Origin of the sequence: Mesorhizobium onobrychidis (assembly GCF_024707545.1) — a bacterium.
Classification (GTDB): domain Bacteria; phylum Pseudomonadota; class Alphaproteobacteria; order Rhizobiales; family Rhizobiaceae; genus Mesorhizobium; species Mesorhizobium onobrychidis.
Genome location: NZ_CP062229.1, coordinates 660,871 through 676,388, shown reverse-complemented (window position 1 = coordinate 676,388; position 15,518 = coordinate 660,871). Strand labels below are relative to the sequence as shown.

The following is a 15,518-nucleotide window of genomic DNA, read 5'->3' as shown; positions in this document are numbered from 1 at the left end:
AGACATCGATCCGGTGGATCGATGTCAGGCTTCGAAAGCGGGGGAGCTGCCGGAGGCAGCTGGCCCCCCGCCAGCGCGGCGCTGAAGCTGCACGGTGGAGAACGGGTGTAACGACCCAATCGCCATTGCGTTTTCCACCCCCGATTGTATCTTTGCCTCGGGTCTTGGGAAAAATCGCCTTTCATGCGCAAATATGTTGTTCCGTTCCTTTCGCTTTTTCTCGATTTCATCTGGATCAACGCCGTCGTAGGCCTGGCCGTCTATCTAGTGCCATCACTTCCGGAAGCTGCGTTTGGCGGACCTTTGCCATGGTCGGCGCAAATCGTCATCTCCCTGGTCTTGCTCTCGATTAGTCGCCTGCTGAACCTCTCGCTCGGTGAGTATCTGCTCTCCTATGCGGTCGCTGAGTGGGACGCCGGTGTCCAGCTTCGCCAATGGCCAAACCTCCTCCTTGGGACGGCCGGAATCCTGTCCGGCCTCAACGAGCTGGTGCGCGGGACCGAACCCGGCAGCGGCGTGCCATTTCTTTTCATGGTCGAGGAAACACCGCTCAAGTTGGTCGTGTTGACGGTCTACGGAGCGCTCTATGGTTTGGGAGGCATCATGTTGCTCAGGTTCGCAACCGGTGCAAAGCTGCTCAACGGTGCCTTGCTGGCGAGCGGCGTCTTCGTCATGGCGGTCAACATACTATTCTACCATGACGCAATGGTCGCTGCGATCATCGCGCGCAACGAAAACCAGGGCAGGTTGATCACCTTGGAAGCAGCAGAACGAGCCGTGGCGCTCTCGCCATATGGTTTCGTATTGCTGGGCGTCATGGCCGCGATCCTGTACTTTTGCCGGGAGCGCCCGGCGGCGCCGTGACCCGCAAGCGCGACCTGTTTGCCAGGCAGAAAGAGGAGCGCGTGCGGCAGTTCGGCAAAGTGGATATCCCGCAGGAGGCGTTCATCCAGGCGCTGAAGATGGGGGATTGAGCGGCTGCGCCCGCTTAACCCCGAAGGATGAGAGCTGGAGGCCACGAAAGCCAACGATTGGAGAACACCCTGTCCTGAAGTATCCTTGGGCTTGGAGGGAGGTCCTCACATGCGTTCCGCCAACCCTGCCATCTCCGATATCGTCGCCGCGATCGGCCTCGCCATCGGTGGCGCCTTGGGCCTTGCCGGCACCTTCGTGGCGAGCGCCGGGCTGCGCGAAACACTCTGGACGATCGACGGCGTCGCACTCGTGGTGGCAGCCGCGCTGTTGACCATGAAGTATCAGCGGCAAGGCAACGACTGCGTGGCGGCCGGATTCTTGACCTTCGTCGCCGGCGAGAGCCTGCTGCTGGCAGGCAATGCGGCGGGCCTCGAGGCCAGCGTGCCCTCCTATGTCGGCGGCATCTCGCTTTGGGCGGCCGCGCTTATCATGGTCAGCGCGCCGAAAACCTTCGCCTTGTGGATGCGCCTGACGGCGATGGTGGCCGCTGTGCTGTTTGTCGCGTCGGCGGGCCTGATCCTCTGGGGCGCCCCTTTGCTGCCGACCTCGGCACCCCTGCCCGCTGCCGGATATCCGTTTCTGGTCCTCACCTTCATCGGCTGGATCTGGACCCTGCTGAAGCCCGGCCGATGAGTGGCCCATGTCTTCGCCCGTCGAAATCCGCAACAGCCCCACCGGAAAAATCTTTCCCGCGCTCGGGCCGCTCCTGATCGCTGCGATCTTTGGCTTCTTCGCGCTGAAGGGGCTTGCGTCAGGCGCCCCGGGCCAAGGGCTGTTCCTGGTGGTGGTGCTGGCGCTTGGCTGCCTGGGGCTTGGTCTGTTCCTGGCGCGCGGCGCGTTCGACACCGGCGTCCAGGTAGTGCTCGACGCCAGCGGGTTTCGCGACCGGCGCGGCGGCGACGTGCTGGTGCCCTGGGACAAGGTGCGCAGCGTGCATCTCACCTCCGGCAAAGGCGCGGCGATGATCAGCTTCGAACTGACCGAGCCGCCTCCCGATGCGATCAGATATGCACCGGCCAATGCGCTCGGCCTCTTGCTGCCCTTTGGCAGAAACATCGTCCATATGGAGATCTCCTCGCTCGACATCACCGGCGCCGACATGATCGCGGCGATCCGGCGGCTCGCGCCGCATGTGGCGGTGTTGAGGTAGGCGCTCCCCCTTCTCCTCCTTTGTTTGGACTGGGACATCGCGAACAGGTGTGCGAGGACATCGCGAACAGTTTCGCGCGTTGTGCGTGAGGGGGGTTCGGGATGCCGTTCAAGCACAGAAGCGCGATGCCCCAGTCCAAACAAAGGGGGAGAAGGAAGGGTCGCGCCTTTCGCGACGCGCAGATTTACCGCCACCCCCTTCCACCCCTCCAGCCTCTATGCCATGTTCTTGTCGCGGCCGGGCAGGCCGTTTCATTCCGGGGGGAATCATCATGTTGTCTTTCGCTTTCGCGCGGCGCATCGCCGTCGCGCTCTGTCTTGCCGCATCGTTCGCGTCGGCGGCGCATGCCGGCGACGTCACCTTCGAGATCAGGAACAGCCATCCCAACGCCATGCGTGTCGAGCTCTATAGCCAGGACCGCAACCATATCTGGCCGGGTAACAATCAGAACTATTATCTCAATGACGGCGAGACCAAGTCGATCCCGCTATCCTGCGATGACGGCGAATGGATCTGCTACGGCGCCTGGGTCGTCGGCGACGAGGGCACCTATTAGGGCGTCGGCCCCGGCAACACCGAAAAATGCGACGATTGCTGCTACACCTGCAGCGGCGGCGAGACCGAGGAAATCGATCTGGTGCCGTAGTGCGGCCTTGCCCTATCGCTGAGAGGTTGGAGGGACCAGCGGCCCCCTCTGTCCTGCCGGACATCTCCCCAACATAGGGGGAGATCGGAGACGCCCACGCTTTCGCGAATTTTCAACGCTGCAAGGAGGGTGCCACCGGCCAAGCTGCCAATCTCCCCCCTCGTGGGGGAGATGTCCGGCAGGACAGAGGGGGGCGCCGTAGAGCTCCAACCCTGGCTGCGACCGAGCATTGACAATGCCTCACACGCCACTGCCTCCAAAACATCGCGCAAACGCCAGATCGATGCGCAAGGTCATGACCGATGCCGAGCTGAAACTCTGGAACGAGCTTCGCGCACACCGGCTGATGGGACTTGGCTTCCGGCGACAATTTCCGATTGCCGGTTACATTGTCGACTTCGCTTGCCCGGAGAAGAAACTGATCGTCGAGGTCGACGGCTCCCAGCACGCGCAGGCGATGCTGTCGCCGGCGATGAGGAAAGGACATTGCGTCTGGAAAAGGATGGCTGGACCGTTCTACGCTTCTGGAACGACGACATTATCCGCGACATCGACAATGTCTGCCAGCATATTGTGATAGCGGCTGGGCTCGCCGCGGTCCCTTAGATCGTGGCAAAGTAGGCGATCCTTCGCGCCCCCCTCTGTCCTGCCGGACATCTCCCCCACTTGGGGGGAGATTGGCCGTCACTACGATCATCGCCTATTGGCCCAGCGCTCGCGGCTTTATCGGCCGGGCCATATCGGGTAAGGGCTTCACAGCAAAAACCTCGCCGCCCCGGACCGCTGCCAAAATATGACCGCCAAGACCACGCCCCTGTTCCTCGGCATAGACACCGGCGGCACCTACACCGACGCCGTTCTGTGGTCTGAAGCCGGCGGCCCTAACGGCAAAGTGCTGGCCAAGGCCAAGGCGCTAACCACCCGCCACGATCTGGCGGTCGGCATATCGGGCGCGGTCGATGCCGTGCTGCAGAAAGCCGGCACCGATCCGGCAGCGATAAAACTGGTGTCGATGTCGACGACGCTTGCCACCAACGCGCTGGTCGAGGGCCAGGGCGGGCGCGTGGCGCTGGTGATGATCGGCTTTTCCGAAGGCGATCTCGCCCGCGACGGGCTGAAGGCGGCACTCGGCACCGATCCGGTGGTGTTCTGCCCCGGCGGCCACGACGTCCACGGCAATGCGGCAAAGCTCGACCTGTCCGGGCTGGAGGCTGCGCTGCCGGAACTCGGCGCCTCGGTGTCGGGCTTTGCCGTCTGCGCCTATTTCGCCACCCGCAATCCGGCGCATGAGCTCGCCGCGCGCGACCTCATCCGCGAAAAGACCGGCCTGCCGGTCACCGCCAGCCACGAGCTTTCGGCCAAGCTCGGCGGCCCGCGCCGGGCGCTGACGACGCTGCTCAATGCCAGGCTGATCTCGATGATCGACCGGCTGGTGGCGGCGACCGAAGCTTTTCTTGGCCAGCGCAACATCGCCGCACCGCTGATGGTGGTGCGCGGCGACGGCGCCCTGGTCTCGGCCGCCTTTGCCCGCCAGCGGCCGATCGAGACGATTCTTTCCGGCCCGGCCGCCAGCCTTGTCGGCGCCCGCCACATGACCGGCCTCGACAATGCTGTCGTCTCCGACATCGGCGGCACCACCACCGACGTCGCCGTGCTGGATAACGGCCGTCCCAGGCTCGATCCGGAAGGCGCCACCGTAGGCGGCTTCCGCACCATGGTCGAAGCCGTCGCCATGCGCACTTTTGGGCTCGGCGGCGATTCCGAAGTGGTGTTGGAGGATGGCGCGCTCAACCCAAAAATCCAGCTCGGGCCGCGCCGCCTGGTGCCGCTGGCGCTGGCCGGCATGGTGCATGGCGAAGCCGTCACCTCGGAGCTCGAACGTCAGCTGCGGGCACCGAACCCGGGCCGCATGGATGGCCGCCTGGCGGTCAGGACCGGCGTGCCGGAGCGGCTCGCCGCCGGCCTGACCGGCGCCGAGGCCAAGCTTTATGAGCTGATCGGTGCTGTGCCGCTGCCCCTCGACCGGCTTTTGACCTCGAACGCCCAGAACGCCACCTTGAACCGGCTGGTGTCGCGCGGGCTGGTGCATGTCGCCGGCTTCACGCCGTCGGACGCCGCCCATGTGCTGGGCAAGCAGGCCAATTGGGATGCCGCTTCGGCCCGTCTGGGTGCGGAACTGTTTGCCCGCAAACGCGACGGGCGGGGACAGTCGATCGCCGCCTCGCCGGAGGCGATCTCGGAACGGGTGCTGACCACGCTGACCCGCCTGTCGGCGGAAGTCATCCTCGAGACCGCCTTTGCCGAGGACGGGCTTGATGGCGCGGCGACCGTCGCCCATGCGCTGGTCCAGCGCGCCGTCGACGCGCATCCCGGCATCGCACGGCTGAGCGTCGCGCTCGACCGTCCGGTCATCGGCCTCGGTGCCTCGGCGCCGCTGCATTATGCCGGACTGGCCGAGCTGGTCGGCAATGGCTGCGTGGTGCCTGAGGATACCGATGTCGCCAATGCGCTTGGCGCCGTTGTCGGCCAGGTCAGGGTTTCGGCGGAAGCGCGGGTCAGCCAGCCCAAGGAGGGGCTGTTTCGCGTCGCCTCTGGCGAAACCGTGCGCGATTTCAAAGACGAAGCGGCAGCGATCGCCGCGGCGGAAACCGATGTCCGCGCCATTGCCGCCGGGCGGGCGAGGGAGGCCGGCACCGACAGCGCCGAGATCGAAATCGCCAGTGAATTCCGCGTCTCGACCGTCGAAGGCCAGCGCTTGTTCATCGAGGCGCATGTGGTGGCGGTGGCGTCGGGCAGGCCAAGGATTGCGGTGTAGGGCGCCCTTTCCCCTTCTCCCCTTGTGGGAGAAGGTGGATCGGCGCGCAGCGCCGAGACGGTTGAGGGGTGCTGGAAGAATCGCCGTCGGTGCCAAGCTGGAACACCCCTCATCCGACCGAGCTTCGCTCGGCCACCTTCTCCCACAAGGGGAGAAGGGGGAGCCGCACCAGCCAGCGTCAACGCCCCGCAAAGGGTCAGGGGGCATTCGAAATGGAAGCGATTTGCCCTACCTTCACCCTAAGCTGAATTGACCCTGCCACCCTGACATGTCAAAGGCCCGGCCTAGCCTTTCGTCTGGAGAAGCCCCGATGACCGATCGCGTCGAAATCGCCAGATTGCGGATTGCCCGCGAGCTTTATGATTTCGTCGTGAACGAGGCGCTGCGGGGCACCGGCATTGCAGCCGACGCGTTCTGGACCGGTTTTGCGGCCATCGTCTACGATCTCGCGCCGAAGAACCGGGCGCTGCTGGAAAAGCGCGACGCGCTGCAGGACAAGATCGACCGTTGGTATCGCGACAATGGCGCGCCCAGCGATATGGAAGCCTATAAGGGATTCCTCAAGGAGATCGGCTATCTCGTGCCGGAAGGGCCGGCCTTCTCAGTCGCGACGGAAAATGTCGACCCGGAGATCTCGGTGGTTGCCGGGCCGCAATTGGTGGTGCCGGTGATGAACGCGCGCTACGCGCTGAATGCCGCCAATGCGCGCTGGGGCTCGCTCTACGATGCGCTCTACGGCACCGACGCCATTCCCGAGACCGGCGGCGCCGAGAAGGGCGGGAGGTTCAATCCCGTGCGCGGAGCCAAGGTCATTGCCTGGGCGAAGGGTTTTCTCGACGAGTCGGTGCCGGTCACCTCGGGCAAATGGGCTGGGGTGAACGGGCTTTCAGTTGCCAACGGCATGTTGCGGCTGGGCGAGGGCGCCGGCGCCACCACGCTTGCCGACCCCAAACAGTTTGCCGGCTATCGCGGCGACGCCGACAATCCCGAAGCCGTCCTGCTCACCAGGAATGGCCTGCATATCGAGATCGTCATCGACCATAGCAACCAGATCGGCAAGACCGATCCCGCCGGCATCGCCGATGTCGTGCTGGAATCGGCGCTGACCACCATCCAGGACTGCGAGGATTCTGTCGCGGCGGTCGATGCGCAGGACAAGGTCCTAGTCTACCGCAACTGGCTCGGCCTGATGAAGGGCGACCTTGCCGAGGAGATCACCAAGGGCGGTAAGACGTTCACTCGCAAGCTCAACCTCGACCGGTCGTACACGGCGCCTGATGGTGGCACGCTGACCCTGCCCGGTCGCTCGCTGATGCTGATCCGCAACGTCGGCCACCTCATGACCAATCCGGCGATAACAGACCGCGAAGGCAACGAGGTGCCGGAAGGTATCATGGATGCGGCGATGACGGCGCTGATCGCGCTGCACGATGTTGGGCCGAATGGACGACGCGCCAATTCCGGCGCCGGCTCGATGTACGTCGTAAAACCCAAGATGCACGGGCCGGAGGAGGTCGCTTTCGCCGTCGAGATATTCGACCGCGTCGAAGCGCTGCTCGGCATGGCGAAAAACACCATCAAGATGGGCATCATGGACGAGGAACGGCGCACCACCGTCAACCTCAAGGAGGCGATCCGCGCCGCGAAAGATCGCGTCGTTTTCATCAACACCGGTTTCCTCGATCGCACCGGCGACGAGATCCACACCTCGATGGAAGCCGGCCCGATGATCCGCAAGGGCGACATGAAGCAGGCCGCCTGGATTGCCGCCTACGAGGCATGGAACGTCGACACCGGGCTGGAATGCGGGCTGGCAGGCCACGCCCAGATCGGCAAGGGCATGTGGGCGATGCCCGATCTTATGGCGGCGATGCTGGCGGAAAAGATCGCGCACCCCAAGGCCGGCGCCAACACCGCCTGGGTGCCGTCGCCGACGGCGGCGACGCTGCACGCCACCCACTATCACAAGGTCGATGTCCAGGCCGTGCAGGCGGCGCTGAAGAGCCGGCCGAAGGCAAAGCTCGACGACATCCTGTCGGTGCCGGTAGCGGTGCGGCCGAACTGGTCGCCGGAGGAGGTCCAGAAGGAACTCGACAACAACGCGCAAGGCATTCTGGGCTATGTCGTGCGCTGGATCGACCAGGGCGTCGGCTGCTCGAAAGTGCCTGACATCAATGACATCGGCCTGATGGAGGATCGCGCCACGCTGCGCATCTCCTCGCAGCATATCGCCAACTGGCTGCGCCATGGCGTGTGCACCTCAGACCAGGTGATTGAGACGATGAAGCGCATGGCTGGCGTCGTCGACCGCCAGAACGCAGGCGATCCGCTCTACCGGCCGATGGCGCCCGACTTCGACAAGTCGATCGCCTTCCTCGCCGCCTGCGATCTCGTCTTCAAGGGCCGGGTCCAGCCCAACGGCTACACCGAACCGGTGCTGCACGCGCGGCGGCTTGAGCTGAAGGCGAAGGAACGGGCTGGATAACAAGCCGCCGTTGCAAAGGTGCTGGTCTCACTCCGGGCGTTCCCAGGGGTAGAAAAATTTTGCGCCTGTCCGTGCTCAGGCCGCAGGCGCGCGTTGCAGCCCGTTCTGGAGCATCTGGGGGAGGCATGCCGGATACTCAACGCAAAGAAATGCGTGGGATCGATGGAGCAGAACTTCACATGAATCACCCGACAGATATTAGACATCGCTAAAACGTCGTTGTCCCGGTGCATGCGATCTGCTAGATTTTAAACACTGACAAACGGCTTTGGGAGGACGTGCGTCCCACATCATGCACAAGATCAACTCAAAACCGGAGAACGGCCATGAAACGGCTTCTGACGGTCGCTGCCCTTGTGGCGGCGGGCAGTTTGATTGCGATACAGGGCGCAGCCGCCGACGACGCTGCGATGATCAAGAGCGCCGAATCCGCCGCACCCCCCGCTGTAGCTAGCGGCGCTACGATCCACGCTATGGATGAGAAGGGTGCAATGCGCACACTGCGCGAGGGCACAAACGGCTTCTGGTGCATGCCGGACAACCCGGCCACACCTGGCCCGGATCCAATGTGTGGCGATGCCAACTCGATGGAATGGGCGATGGCGTGGATCGAAAAAAAGGAACCTCCCAAGGGCAAGGTCGGCTTCATGTATATGCTGGCCGGCGGCACCGACGGCAGCAACACCGATCCCTATGCGACGAAGCCCGAGCCCGGCAACAATTGGGTGGAGACCGGACCGCACGTGATGATTGTCAATGCAACGGATATGATGCAGGGCTATCCGACGGACCCGAAGCCTGACACGTCCAAGCCATATGTGATGTGGGCGGGCACTCCCTACGCACATCTCATGATCCCGGTGAAGTAGCTGCCGCGAAATGGAAGGCGATAGCGATCAGGCTGCGTAGCACCAGTCTGTCGAATTGCTCGCCGGCCCGGCCGCTCCCGGCCCGCAGGCGAAGGGGTAGATCCGGCCCTGTCTTCGGCCTTGGGGCCGATCGCCGCCGGCAACGATGAGGCCCGCGGTCAAGCTTTCCGGCTCCCGGCCGGTGCACTCTACGCCGCCTGCGCCATTCGCTCCGAGCTCATGCGGTAGGAAATTGCCTCGGCCAGATGGATGCGGCCGACCGTTTCGCTGGCCTCGAGATCGGCCAGCGTCCGCGCCACCTTCAGCACCCGATGATAGGCCCGTGCGGAAAAGCCGAGTTTTTCGCTGGCATCCCTGAGCAGCGACAGGCCTGCTGCATCCGGCATGGCGATCTCCTCGATGACGGCGGGCGAGCAATGCGCGTTGGTGGTGGCCGAGGTCGCGCCGAGCCGTTCGAAGCGTTCACGCTGGATCGTCCGGGCGCGGGCCACGCGCAGCGCCACGGCGGCACTCTTCTCTGCCCGGTCCGGCCGGATCAGATCGCTGGCCGAGACCGCCGGCACCTCGATCCGGAGATCGATGCGGTCGAGCAGCGGGCCGGAAATGCGCGCCTGATAGTCGGTGCGGCAACGGTCGCCGCGCAGGCAGCGATAGCCCGGCTCGCCGGCCATGCCGCAGCGGCACGGGTTCATCGCCGCGACCAGCTGGATGCGCGCCGGATAGGTGACGCGATGATTGGCGCGGGCGATCATGCAGTCGCCGGTCTCCAGCGGCTGGCGCAGCGCATCGAGCGCCTGCGGCGAGAATTCGGGAAACTCGTCGAGGAACAGCACGCCGTGATGGGCAAGCGAGGCCTCGCCCGGCCGCACGCGCAGGCCGCCGCCGACCATCGCCGCCATCGAGGCCGAATGGTGCGGCGCGCGGAACGGCCGCCGGTCGGTCAGCTTTCCTTCGCCGAGTTCGCCGGCCACCGAGGCGATCATCGAGACTTCGAGCAATTCCCTGGGTGCCAGTGGCGGCAGGATCGACGGCAGCCGCTGCGCCAGCATCGATTTGCCCGATCCCGGCGGTCCGACCATCAGCAGATTGTGGCCGCCGGCCGCCGCCACCTCCAGCGCCCGCTTGGCGGTTTCCTGGCCCTTGATGTCGGCAAGATCCGGCAGGTCGCGCGCCGAGGCATGGATGCCGGCTTCCGGCCGCGACAGAACCTGCGTGCCGCGAAAATGATTGGCGATGGCGATCAGGCTGCGTGGCGCCAGGATATCGAAATCCTTGCCGGCCCAGGCCGCTTCCGGCCCGCAGGCGAAAGGGCAGATCAGGCCTTTGCCTTCGGCATTGGCGCCGATCGCCGCCGGCAGCGCGCCGGCCACAGCGGCGATGGTGCCATCGAGCGACAGCTCGCCAAGCACGACATAGCCGGCCAGCATGTCGCCCGGAATGGCGCCAAGCGCCGCCATCAGGCCAAGCGCGATCGGCAGATCGTAGTGGCTGCCTTCCTTGGGCAGGTCGGCCGGCGCCAGATTGACCGTGACCTTCTTCGACGGCATCGACAGGCCCGACGCATGCAGCGCCGCCTGCACCCGCTCGCGGCTTTCGGCCACCGCCTTGTCGCCGAGGCCGACGATGTGCATGTTGACCTTGCCCGGCGCGATCATCACCTGCACGTCGACCGGCACGGCCTCGATGCCCTGGAAAGCCACCGTGCGGACCCGCGCAACCATTTTTCTGCCCCCGGATATGGGCTCGCCCGAAGCCCATGCGATCATGCCGCGAACGGCGTCACCGGAAACAACCACAGATTTCGGGCGAAGGCAAGAACATTACGGGAACAATTGAACGCTACGCTCTGATGGCGTTGCGTTCGGCTACGGGTCGGAAAACCGCTGTTCCGCCAAGCATAGGCGCTACTTGCGTTTGCCCTCGACGGCGTCCCAGAACAGGCTGGCGATGTCGGCGCCGCCGAAGCGCTGGACCTCGCGCACGCCGGTCGGCGACGTCACGTTGATCTCGGTCATGTAGTCGCCGATCACGTCGATGCCGACGAGGATAAAACCGCGCTCTTTCAGCGACGGGCCGATGCGGGCGCAGATCTCGCGTTCGCGCTCCGTCAATTCGGTTTTTTCGGCGCGGCCGCCGACATGCATGTTGGAGCGTGAATCATGCTCGGCCGGCACCCGGTTGATGGCACCGACCGCTTCGCCGTCGACCAGGATGATGCGCTTGTCGCCAGCGCGCACCTCCTTCAGATAACGCTGCACGATGTAGGGTTCGCGGAACATCTGGCCGAACATTTCGAGCAGCGAGGCGAGGTTGCGGTCGGCCTCGTGCAGGTGGAAGATGCCGGCGCCGCCATTGCCGTAGAGCGGCTTGACGATGATGTCGCCGAACTCCTTGCGGAAGGCGGCGACCTCCAGCGGGTCCTTGGTGATCAGGGTTTCCGGCATCAGGTCGGGAAATTCAGTGACGAAGATCTTTTCCGGGCTGTTGCGCACCCAGGCCGGGTCGTTGACGACCAGCGTCTTGGGATGGATGCGCTCGAGTATGTGCGTCGTGGTGATGTAGTTCATGTCGAACGGCGGATCCTGCCTGAGCAGGACGACGTCCATCTCCGACAGGTCGGTGCGGACTTCTTCGCCGAGCGAATAGTGATTGCCCTTCTCGTCGCGGACTTGCATTGCCTCGATGCGGGCAAACACCTTGCCGCCGCGCAGCGACAGTCGATCGGGCGTATAATGGAACAGCTGATGGCCGCGCCGCTGCGCTTCCAGCGACAGCGCAAACGACGTGTCGCCGGCAATCGAGACGGTGGAGATGTGGTCCATCTGGACGGCGATTTTCAGAGGCATGGCGGATCTCCGGCGGATCGGATTGGCTGCTTGCCTGTACAGCCTCGCCGGTCATCTGCCAATCGCGACATTTTGAGGATTGCCTGCTGCAAGCGGGGCGTCTGTCGGTCAGTTGCAGACAAAGCGAGGCTACGCGCGCGCTCGATGCCTTTATCGGTCGGCCGCCGCTGCGAGGACACATAGTGGGCGTGATCGCCTTTTTGTCTGACATAAGCCTCGGGAATCGGTTTTTCTCCCTTGCTCCCCCGACCGGGCTGGCTAGGATGCGCGCCGACTGAGCCTACAGCGCCGCGCGTCCTTTTGGACGCGCAAAGGACGCTGTAGCACTTTGATTTTGCGTATGATCCTTTCCGAAAATCGAAACCGATTTTCGGGGTCATGCTCAGGGAGAAAAAGATGATGCCATCGGCGCGCTTTGGCGACCTTGAAGGTGCTTCGGTGCTGATCACCGGCGGCGGTTCCGGCATCGGCGCGGCGCTGACCGAGGGTTTTGCCCGCCAGGGGGCAAAGGTCGCCTTCATCGACATCGCCGACCGCCCGAGTCTGGCGCTGGCCGACCGCATCGAGAAGGATCTCGGCCGGCGGCCCCTCTATCTCAAGACGGACATACGCGACATCGAGGCGCTGCGTGCTTCGGCCGCCAAAGCGGCCGAAGCGCATGGCGACGTCACCGTGCTGGTCAACAATGCAGCACTTGACGATCGCCACGCGGTGGAAGATGTCACCGTGGAGTTCTGGGACAACAACCAGGCGGTCAACCTGCGTCCGCATTTCTTCTCCGCACAGGCGGTAGCGCCAGGCATGAAGCGCGCCGGCGGCGGCTCGATCATCAACTTCACGTCGACGTCGTTTCTGATCAACCACCCCGACATGCCGGCCTATACCGCCGCCAAGGCCGGCATCGTCGGCCTGACCAAGGGGCTTGCCGGCAAGCTCGGCGCCGACGGCATTCGCGTCAATGCGATTGCACCCGGCTGGGTGATTACAGAGCGGCAGAAGGAGCTCTGGGTTACCGAACAGGCACTCGCCGCCCATATTGCCAAGCAATGCATCAAACGGGTGATGCAGCCGGAAGACATTGTCGGGACGGTGCTGTTCCTGGCGTCGGACGCTTCGCGGATGCTGACCGCACAGATGCTGATCGTCGATGGGGGCTTCCTGTGAGCCCAGGATTTCCGAGCAAGGCGCCTTCTGTCGCCGCCGTCGACTGGGGCACGACCCGTCTCAGGGTCTGGCTGGTCGATGACGCCGGAAAAATCCTTGCCGAGCGTCGCGGCGATGACGGGCTGATCACCGCGCAAGCCGCCGGCTTTTCGACCATCCTCGAAGGCCATCTGGCGGCGATGGGCGCGCCGGAAGCGATGCCCGTCATCATCTGCGGCATGGCCGGCTCGCGCCAGGGCTGGCTCGAGGCGCCCTATGTCACCGTGCCGGCGCCGATCGGCGCCATCCTTGCCGGTGCTGCGCGCATCCCCGGCCAACGCCGCGACATCCGCATCGTGCCGGGCCTGGCCCAGCGCCAGGCCGACGCGCCTGACGTCATGCGCGGCGAGGAAACGCAGCTTGCCGGCGCTGGCTTGCCGGCAAAAGGCCGTCATCTCGTCTGCATGCCTGGGACCCATTCGAAATGGGTGCTGGTCGAGGACGGCGTTGTTGCCGGTTTCGGCACGTGGCCGACCGGCGAGCTGTTTTCGGTGCTGGCGGCGCATTCGATCCTGCGCCATTCGCTTGGCGAGGAGCCCAAGCCGGTTGCACCAGGCAACCCATTTTTCCGGCGCTGGTGCGAGCAAGCGCTGGCCGACGGCGGCGATGTCACGTCGAAACTGTTCTCGATCCGCGCCGCGGGCCTGCTGCAGGACCTGAAGCCCGACGATGCCGCTGCTTGCCTGTCCGGCCTGCTGATTGGCGGCGAGATCGCCTCGGCCAGCCGCCGTTACCGGAAAGGCACGGCGTCCGTCGTGCTGATTGCCTCCGGCGCGCTCGGCGCGCTCTACACTGAGGCGCTCGGCCTTGCTGGACTTGCGGTTCGGACCGTCGATGCCGACGAGGCGGTGCGTACCGGCCTGATCGAGGCGGCGCGCGAAAATGGCATGATTGCTGGAAGCGGAGTTGCCGCATGACCGAGACCGCACCGTTTCCGAAGCTCGGGCGCGGGCTTGTCGCCATCTTGCGCGGCCTCAAGCCGGACGAGGCGGTGGCCATTGGCCGGGCGATCTTCGAGGCCGGCATCGAAGCGATCGAAGTGCCGCTCAATTCGCCGGACCCGTTTACCTCGATCGCGAGGATTGTTGACGCGCTGCCGGCGACGGCACTGGTCGGCGCCGGGACTGTGCTGACCGCGGCCGATGTCGATCGCTTGCACAAGGCCGGCGGGCGGCTGCTGGTCAGCCCCAACATCGATGCCGAGGTCATGGGCCGCGCCATGAATTACGGCATGGTGACGATGCCGGGCGTGTTCACGCCGACCGAGGCATTTCAGGCCATCCGGCTCGGCGCCTCGGCGCTGAAATTCTTCCCGGCCAGCGTGCTCGGCGCGGCCGGCATCGCGGCGATGCGCGCGGTTTTGCCTTCCGATATGCTGGTCGGCGCGGTCGGTGGTGTGTCGGAAAAGGACTTTGCCGGTTACAAGGCGGCTGGCGTCAGCGTCTTCGGCCTCGGCTCCGGCCTGTTCAAGCCTGGTATGAGCGTCGACGAGGTTGCCGTGCGGGCCCGCGCTGCTGCAGCGGCCTGGGATGCGGCGTTTGGAGCGGCAAGATGAGGGAAGCCATCGTTTCGGTTTTTTCCGACCATGTCTGCCAGCTCGGGGAAGGTCCGAGCTATGACCCGGCCACCGATACGCTCTACTGGTTCGATATAGTCAACGGCCAGCTTTTGGAAAAGCGCCTTTCCGGCGGTGCGGTCAAAATCCACGAGCTTGGCCAGATGGCCAGCGCCATCGCCATCATCGACGACAAAAGACAGCTGATCGCCACCGAAACCGGCCTGCATGTCCGCGACGTGGCGACCGGTAAAATGACGCTGCACACGGCGATCGAGGCCGACAATCCGACGACGCGCTCGAACGATTCGCGCGTCCACCCCTGCGGCGCCTTCTGGATCGGCACGATGGGCAAGGGTGAGGAAAAGGCCGCCGGCTCGATCTACTGGTTCTTAAAGGGAGAGTTGCGCCGGCTTTATTCGGACATCACCGTGTCGAACTCGATCTGCTTTTCCGAAGATGGAACGGCCGCCTATTACACCGATACCAGCACCGGCCTGTTGATGCGCGTTGGCTGCGATCCGGCGACCGGCCTGCCGTCCGGAGAGCCGAAGATCTTCGTCGATCACCGCAAGGCCAAGGGCTATATCGACGGTTCGGTGCTCGATCGCGACGGTGTCCTGTGGAACGCCTGCTGGGGCGGCAGCGTCATCGAAGCCTACGCGCCTGACGGCAAGCTCATCCGTTCGGTCGCGATGCCGGTGACGCAACCCTCCTGCCCGGCCTTTGTCGGCAGGGATGCCGACTGGCTGGCGGTCACCTCTGCCTGGTCGGGCAAGGATGAGAAACAGCGCCTGCTGGATCCGCAAGCCGGCATGACGTTTCTGCTCGATATTCCGGTCAACGGCCGCTTCGAGCCGCGCGTGCTGATCGCCTAGACCATTATCCCGAACCTTCGGTTCGGAAAAGATCACGGTCAAACAGGAAGATAGCGCCAGCACTGTCGTGCAGGCGTCCAGCTGACGTCGGTTTTC

General features: G+C 64.6%; 12 protein-coding genes and 2 pseudogenes. 12 read left to right on the top strand and 2 right to left on the bottom strand.

Annotation, left to right across the window (positions count from 1 at the left end; translation table 11 throughout):
- The first annotated feature begins 183 nt into the window (after window positions 1–183).
- The 8 genes and pseudogenes from IHQ72_RS03225 (at window position 184) to IHQ72_RS03190 (ending at window position 8,940) form a co-directional block, all read left to right on the top strand.
- Window positions 184–864 (top strand): hypothetical protein, encoded by a 681-nt coding sequence (locus IHQ72_RS03225; RefSeq protein WP_258121136.1) that lies wholly within the window; start codon window positions 184–186, stop codon window positions 862–864.
- Between the two features lie 219 nt (window positions 865–1,083).
- A complete protein-coding gene (locus IHQ72_RS03220; RefSeq protein WP_258121135.1) occupies window positions 1,084–1,608 on the top strand; it encodes a hypothetical protein in 525 nt (174 codons plus the stop codon).
- A 7-nt stretch (window positions 1,609–1,615) separates the two neighbouring features.
- Complete coding sequence (locus tag IHQ72_RS03215) at window positions 1,616–2,125, top strand: hypothetical protein (RefSeq protein WP_258121134.1); 510 nt, start codon at window positions 1,616–1,618, stop codon at window positions 2,123–2,125.
- Between the two features lie 274 nt (window positions 2,126–2,399).
- Window positions 2,400–2,771: pseudogene (locus IHQ72_RS03210) on the top strand (hypothetical protein).
- 235 nt (window positions 2,772–3,006) lie between these two features.
- Window positions 3,007–3,377, top strand: a pseudogene (locus IHQ72_RS03205) (endonuclease domain-containing protein).
- Between the two features lie 187 nt (window positions 3,378–3,564).
- Window positions 3,565–5,586, top strand: a complete 2,022-nt coding sequence (locus IHQ72_RS03200) for a hydantoinase/oxoprolinase family protein (protein ID WP_258121133.1) — start codon at window positions 3,565–3,567, stop codon at window positions 5,584–5,586.
- Between the two features lie 310 nt (window positions 5,587–5,896).
- Window positions 5,897–8,071: a malate synthase G gene (locus IHQ72_RS03195; RefSeq protein WP_258121132.1), complete on the top strand. Its 2,175-nt coding sequence runs from the start codon at window positions 5,897–5,899 to the stop codon at window positions 8,069–8,071.
- 326 nt (window positions 8,072–8,397) lie between these two features.
- Window positions 8,398–8,940, top strand: a complete 543-nt coding sequence (locus IHQ72_RS03190) for a hypothetical protein (RefSeq protein WP_258121131.1) — start codon at window positions 8,398–8,400, stop codon at window positions 8,938–8,940.
- Window positions 8,941–9,128: 188 nt separating this feature from the next.
- Here the strand turns inward: IHQ72_RS03190 and IHQ72_RS03185 are convergent, their stop codons facing one another.
- Window positions 9,129–10,661, bottom strand: a complete 1,533-nt coding sequence (locus tag IHQ72_RS03185; RefSeq protein WP_258121130.1) for a YifB family Mg chelatase-like AAA ATPase — start codon at window positions 10,659–10,661, stop codon at window positions 9,129–9,131.
- A gap of 183 nt (window positions 10,662–10,844) precedes the next feature.
- The gene (gshB, locus tag IHQ72_RS03180; protein WP_258121129.1) at window positions 10,845–11,786 is read right to left on the bottom strand and encodes a glutathione synthase; all 942 of its coding nucleotides are present in this window, start codon (window positions 11,784–11,786) and stop codon (window positions 10,845–10,847) included.
- 396 nt (window positions 11,787–12,182) lie between these two features.
- On the opposite strand from gshB, the gene IHQ72_RS03175 reads away from it, so the two are divergent.
- Genes IHQ72_RS03175 through IHQ72_RS03160 form a run of 4 tightly spaced genes read left to right on the top strand, consistent with a single transcriptional unit; the run spans window position 12,183 to window position 15,422 of the window.
- Window positions 12,183–12,950, top strand: coding sequence for an SDR family NAD(P)-dependent oxidoreductase (locus IHQ72_RS03175; protein ID WP_258121128.1), 768 nt, complete (start codon window positions 12,183–12,185; stop codon window positions 12,948–12,950).
- Complete coding sequence (locus IHQ72_RS03170) at window positions 12,947–13,906, top strand: 2-dehydro-3-deoxygalactonokinase (RefSeq protein ID WP_258121127.1); 960 nt, start codon at window positions 12,947–12,949, stop codon at window positions 13,904–13,906. The genes IHQ72_RS03175 and IHQ72_RS03170 overlap by 4 nt, the downstream gene beginning before the upstream one ends.
- Window positions 13,903–14,544 (top strand): 2-dehydro-3-deoxy-6-phosphogalactonate aldolase, encoded by a 642-nt coding sequence (locus IHQ72_RS03165; protein ID WP_258121125.1) that lies wholly within the window; start codon window positions 13,903–13,905, stop codon window positions 14,542–14,544. The genes IHQ72_RS03170 and IHQ72_RS03165 overlap by 4 nt, the downstream gene beginning before the upstream one ends.
- Complete coding sequence (locus IHQ72_RS03160; protein ID WP_258121124.1) at window positions 14,541–15,422, top strand: SMP-30/gluconolactonase/LRE family protein; 882 nt, start codon at window positions 14,541–14,543, stop codon at window positions 15,420–15,422. Before IHQ72_RS03165 ends, IHQ72_RS03160 begins: the two co-directional genes overlap by 4 nt.
- Window positions 15,423–15,518: the final 96 nt, after the last annotated feature.

What these genes read in the sequence shown, in the direction of transcription:
- IHQ72_RS03165 (WP_258121125.1), top strand. Translation starts at nt 13,903, where the DNA reads ATGACCGAGACCGCACCGTTTCCGAAGCTCGGGCGCGGGCTTGTCGCC.
- IHQ72_RS03195 (WP_258121132.1), top strand. Translation starts at nt 5,897, where the DNA reads ATGACCGATCGCGTCGAAATCGCCAGATTGCGGATTGCCCGCGAGCTT.
- gshB (WP_258121129.1), bottom strand. Translation starts at nt 11,786, where the DNA reads ATGCCTCTGAAAATCGCCGTCCAGATGGACCACATCTCCACCGTCTCG.
- IHQ72_RS03200 (WP_258121133.1), top strand. Translation starts at nt 3,565, where the DNA reads ATGACCGCCAAGACCACGCCCCTGTTCCTCGGCATAGACACCGGCGGC.
- IHQ72_RS03225 (WP_258121136.1), top strand. Translation starts at nt 184, where the DNA reads ATGCGCAAATATGTTGTTCCGTTCCTTTCGCTTTTTCTCGATTTCATC.
- IHQ72_RS03160 (WP_258121124.1), top strand. Translation starts at nt 14,541, where the DNA reads ATGAGGGAAGCCATCGTTTCGGTTTTTTCCGACCATGTCTGCCAGCTC.
- IHQ72_RS03175 (WP_258121128.1), top strand. Translation starts at nt 12,183, where the DNA reads ATGATGCCATCGGCGCGCTTTGGCGACCTTGAAGGTGCTTCGGTGCTG.
- IHQ72_RS03190 (WP_258121131.1), top strand. Translation starts at nt 8,398, where the DNA reads ATGAAACGGCTTCTGACGGTCGCTGCCCTTGTGGCGGCGGGCAGTTTG.
- IHQ72_RS03215 (WP_258121134.1), top strand. Translation starts at nt 1,616, where the DNA reads ATGTCTTCGCCCGTCGAAATCCGCAACAGCCCCACCGGAAAAATCTTT.
- IHQ72_RS03185 (WP_258121130.1), bottom strand. Translation starts at nt 10,661, where the DNA reads ATGGTTGCGCGGGTCCGCACGGTGGCTTTCCAGGGCATCGAGGCCGTG.
- IHQ72_RS03220 (WP_258121135.1), top strand. Translation starts at nt 1,084, where the DNA reads ATGCGTTCCGCCAACCCTGCCATCTCCGATATCGTCGCCGCGATCGGC.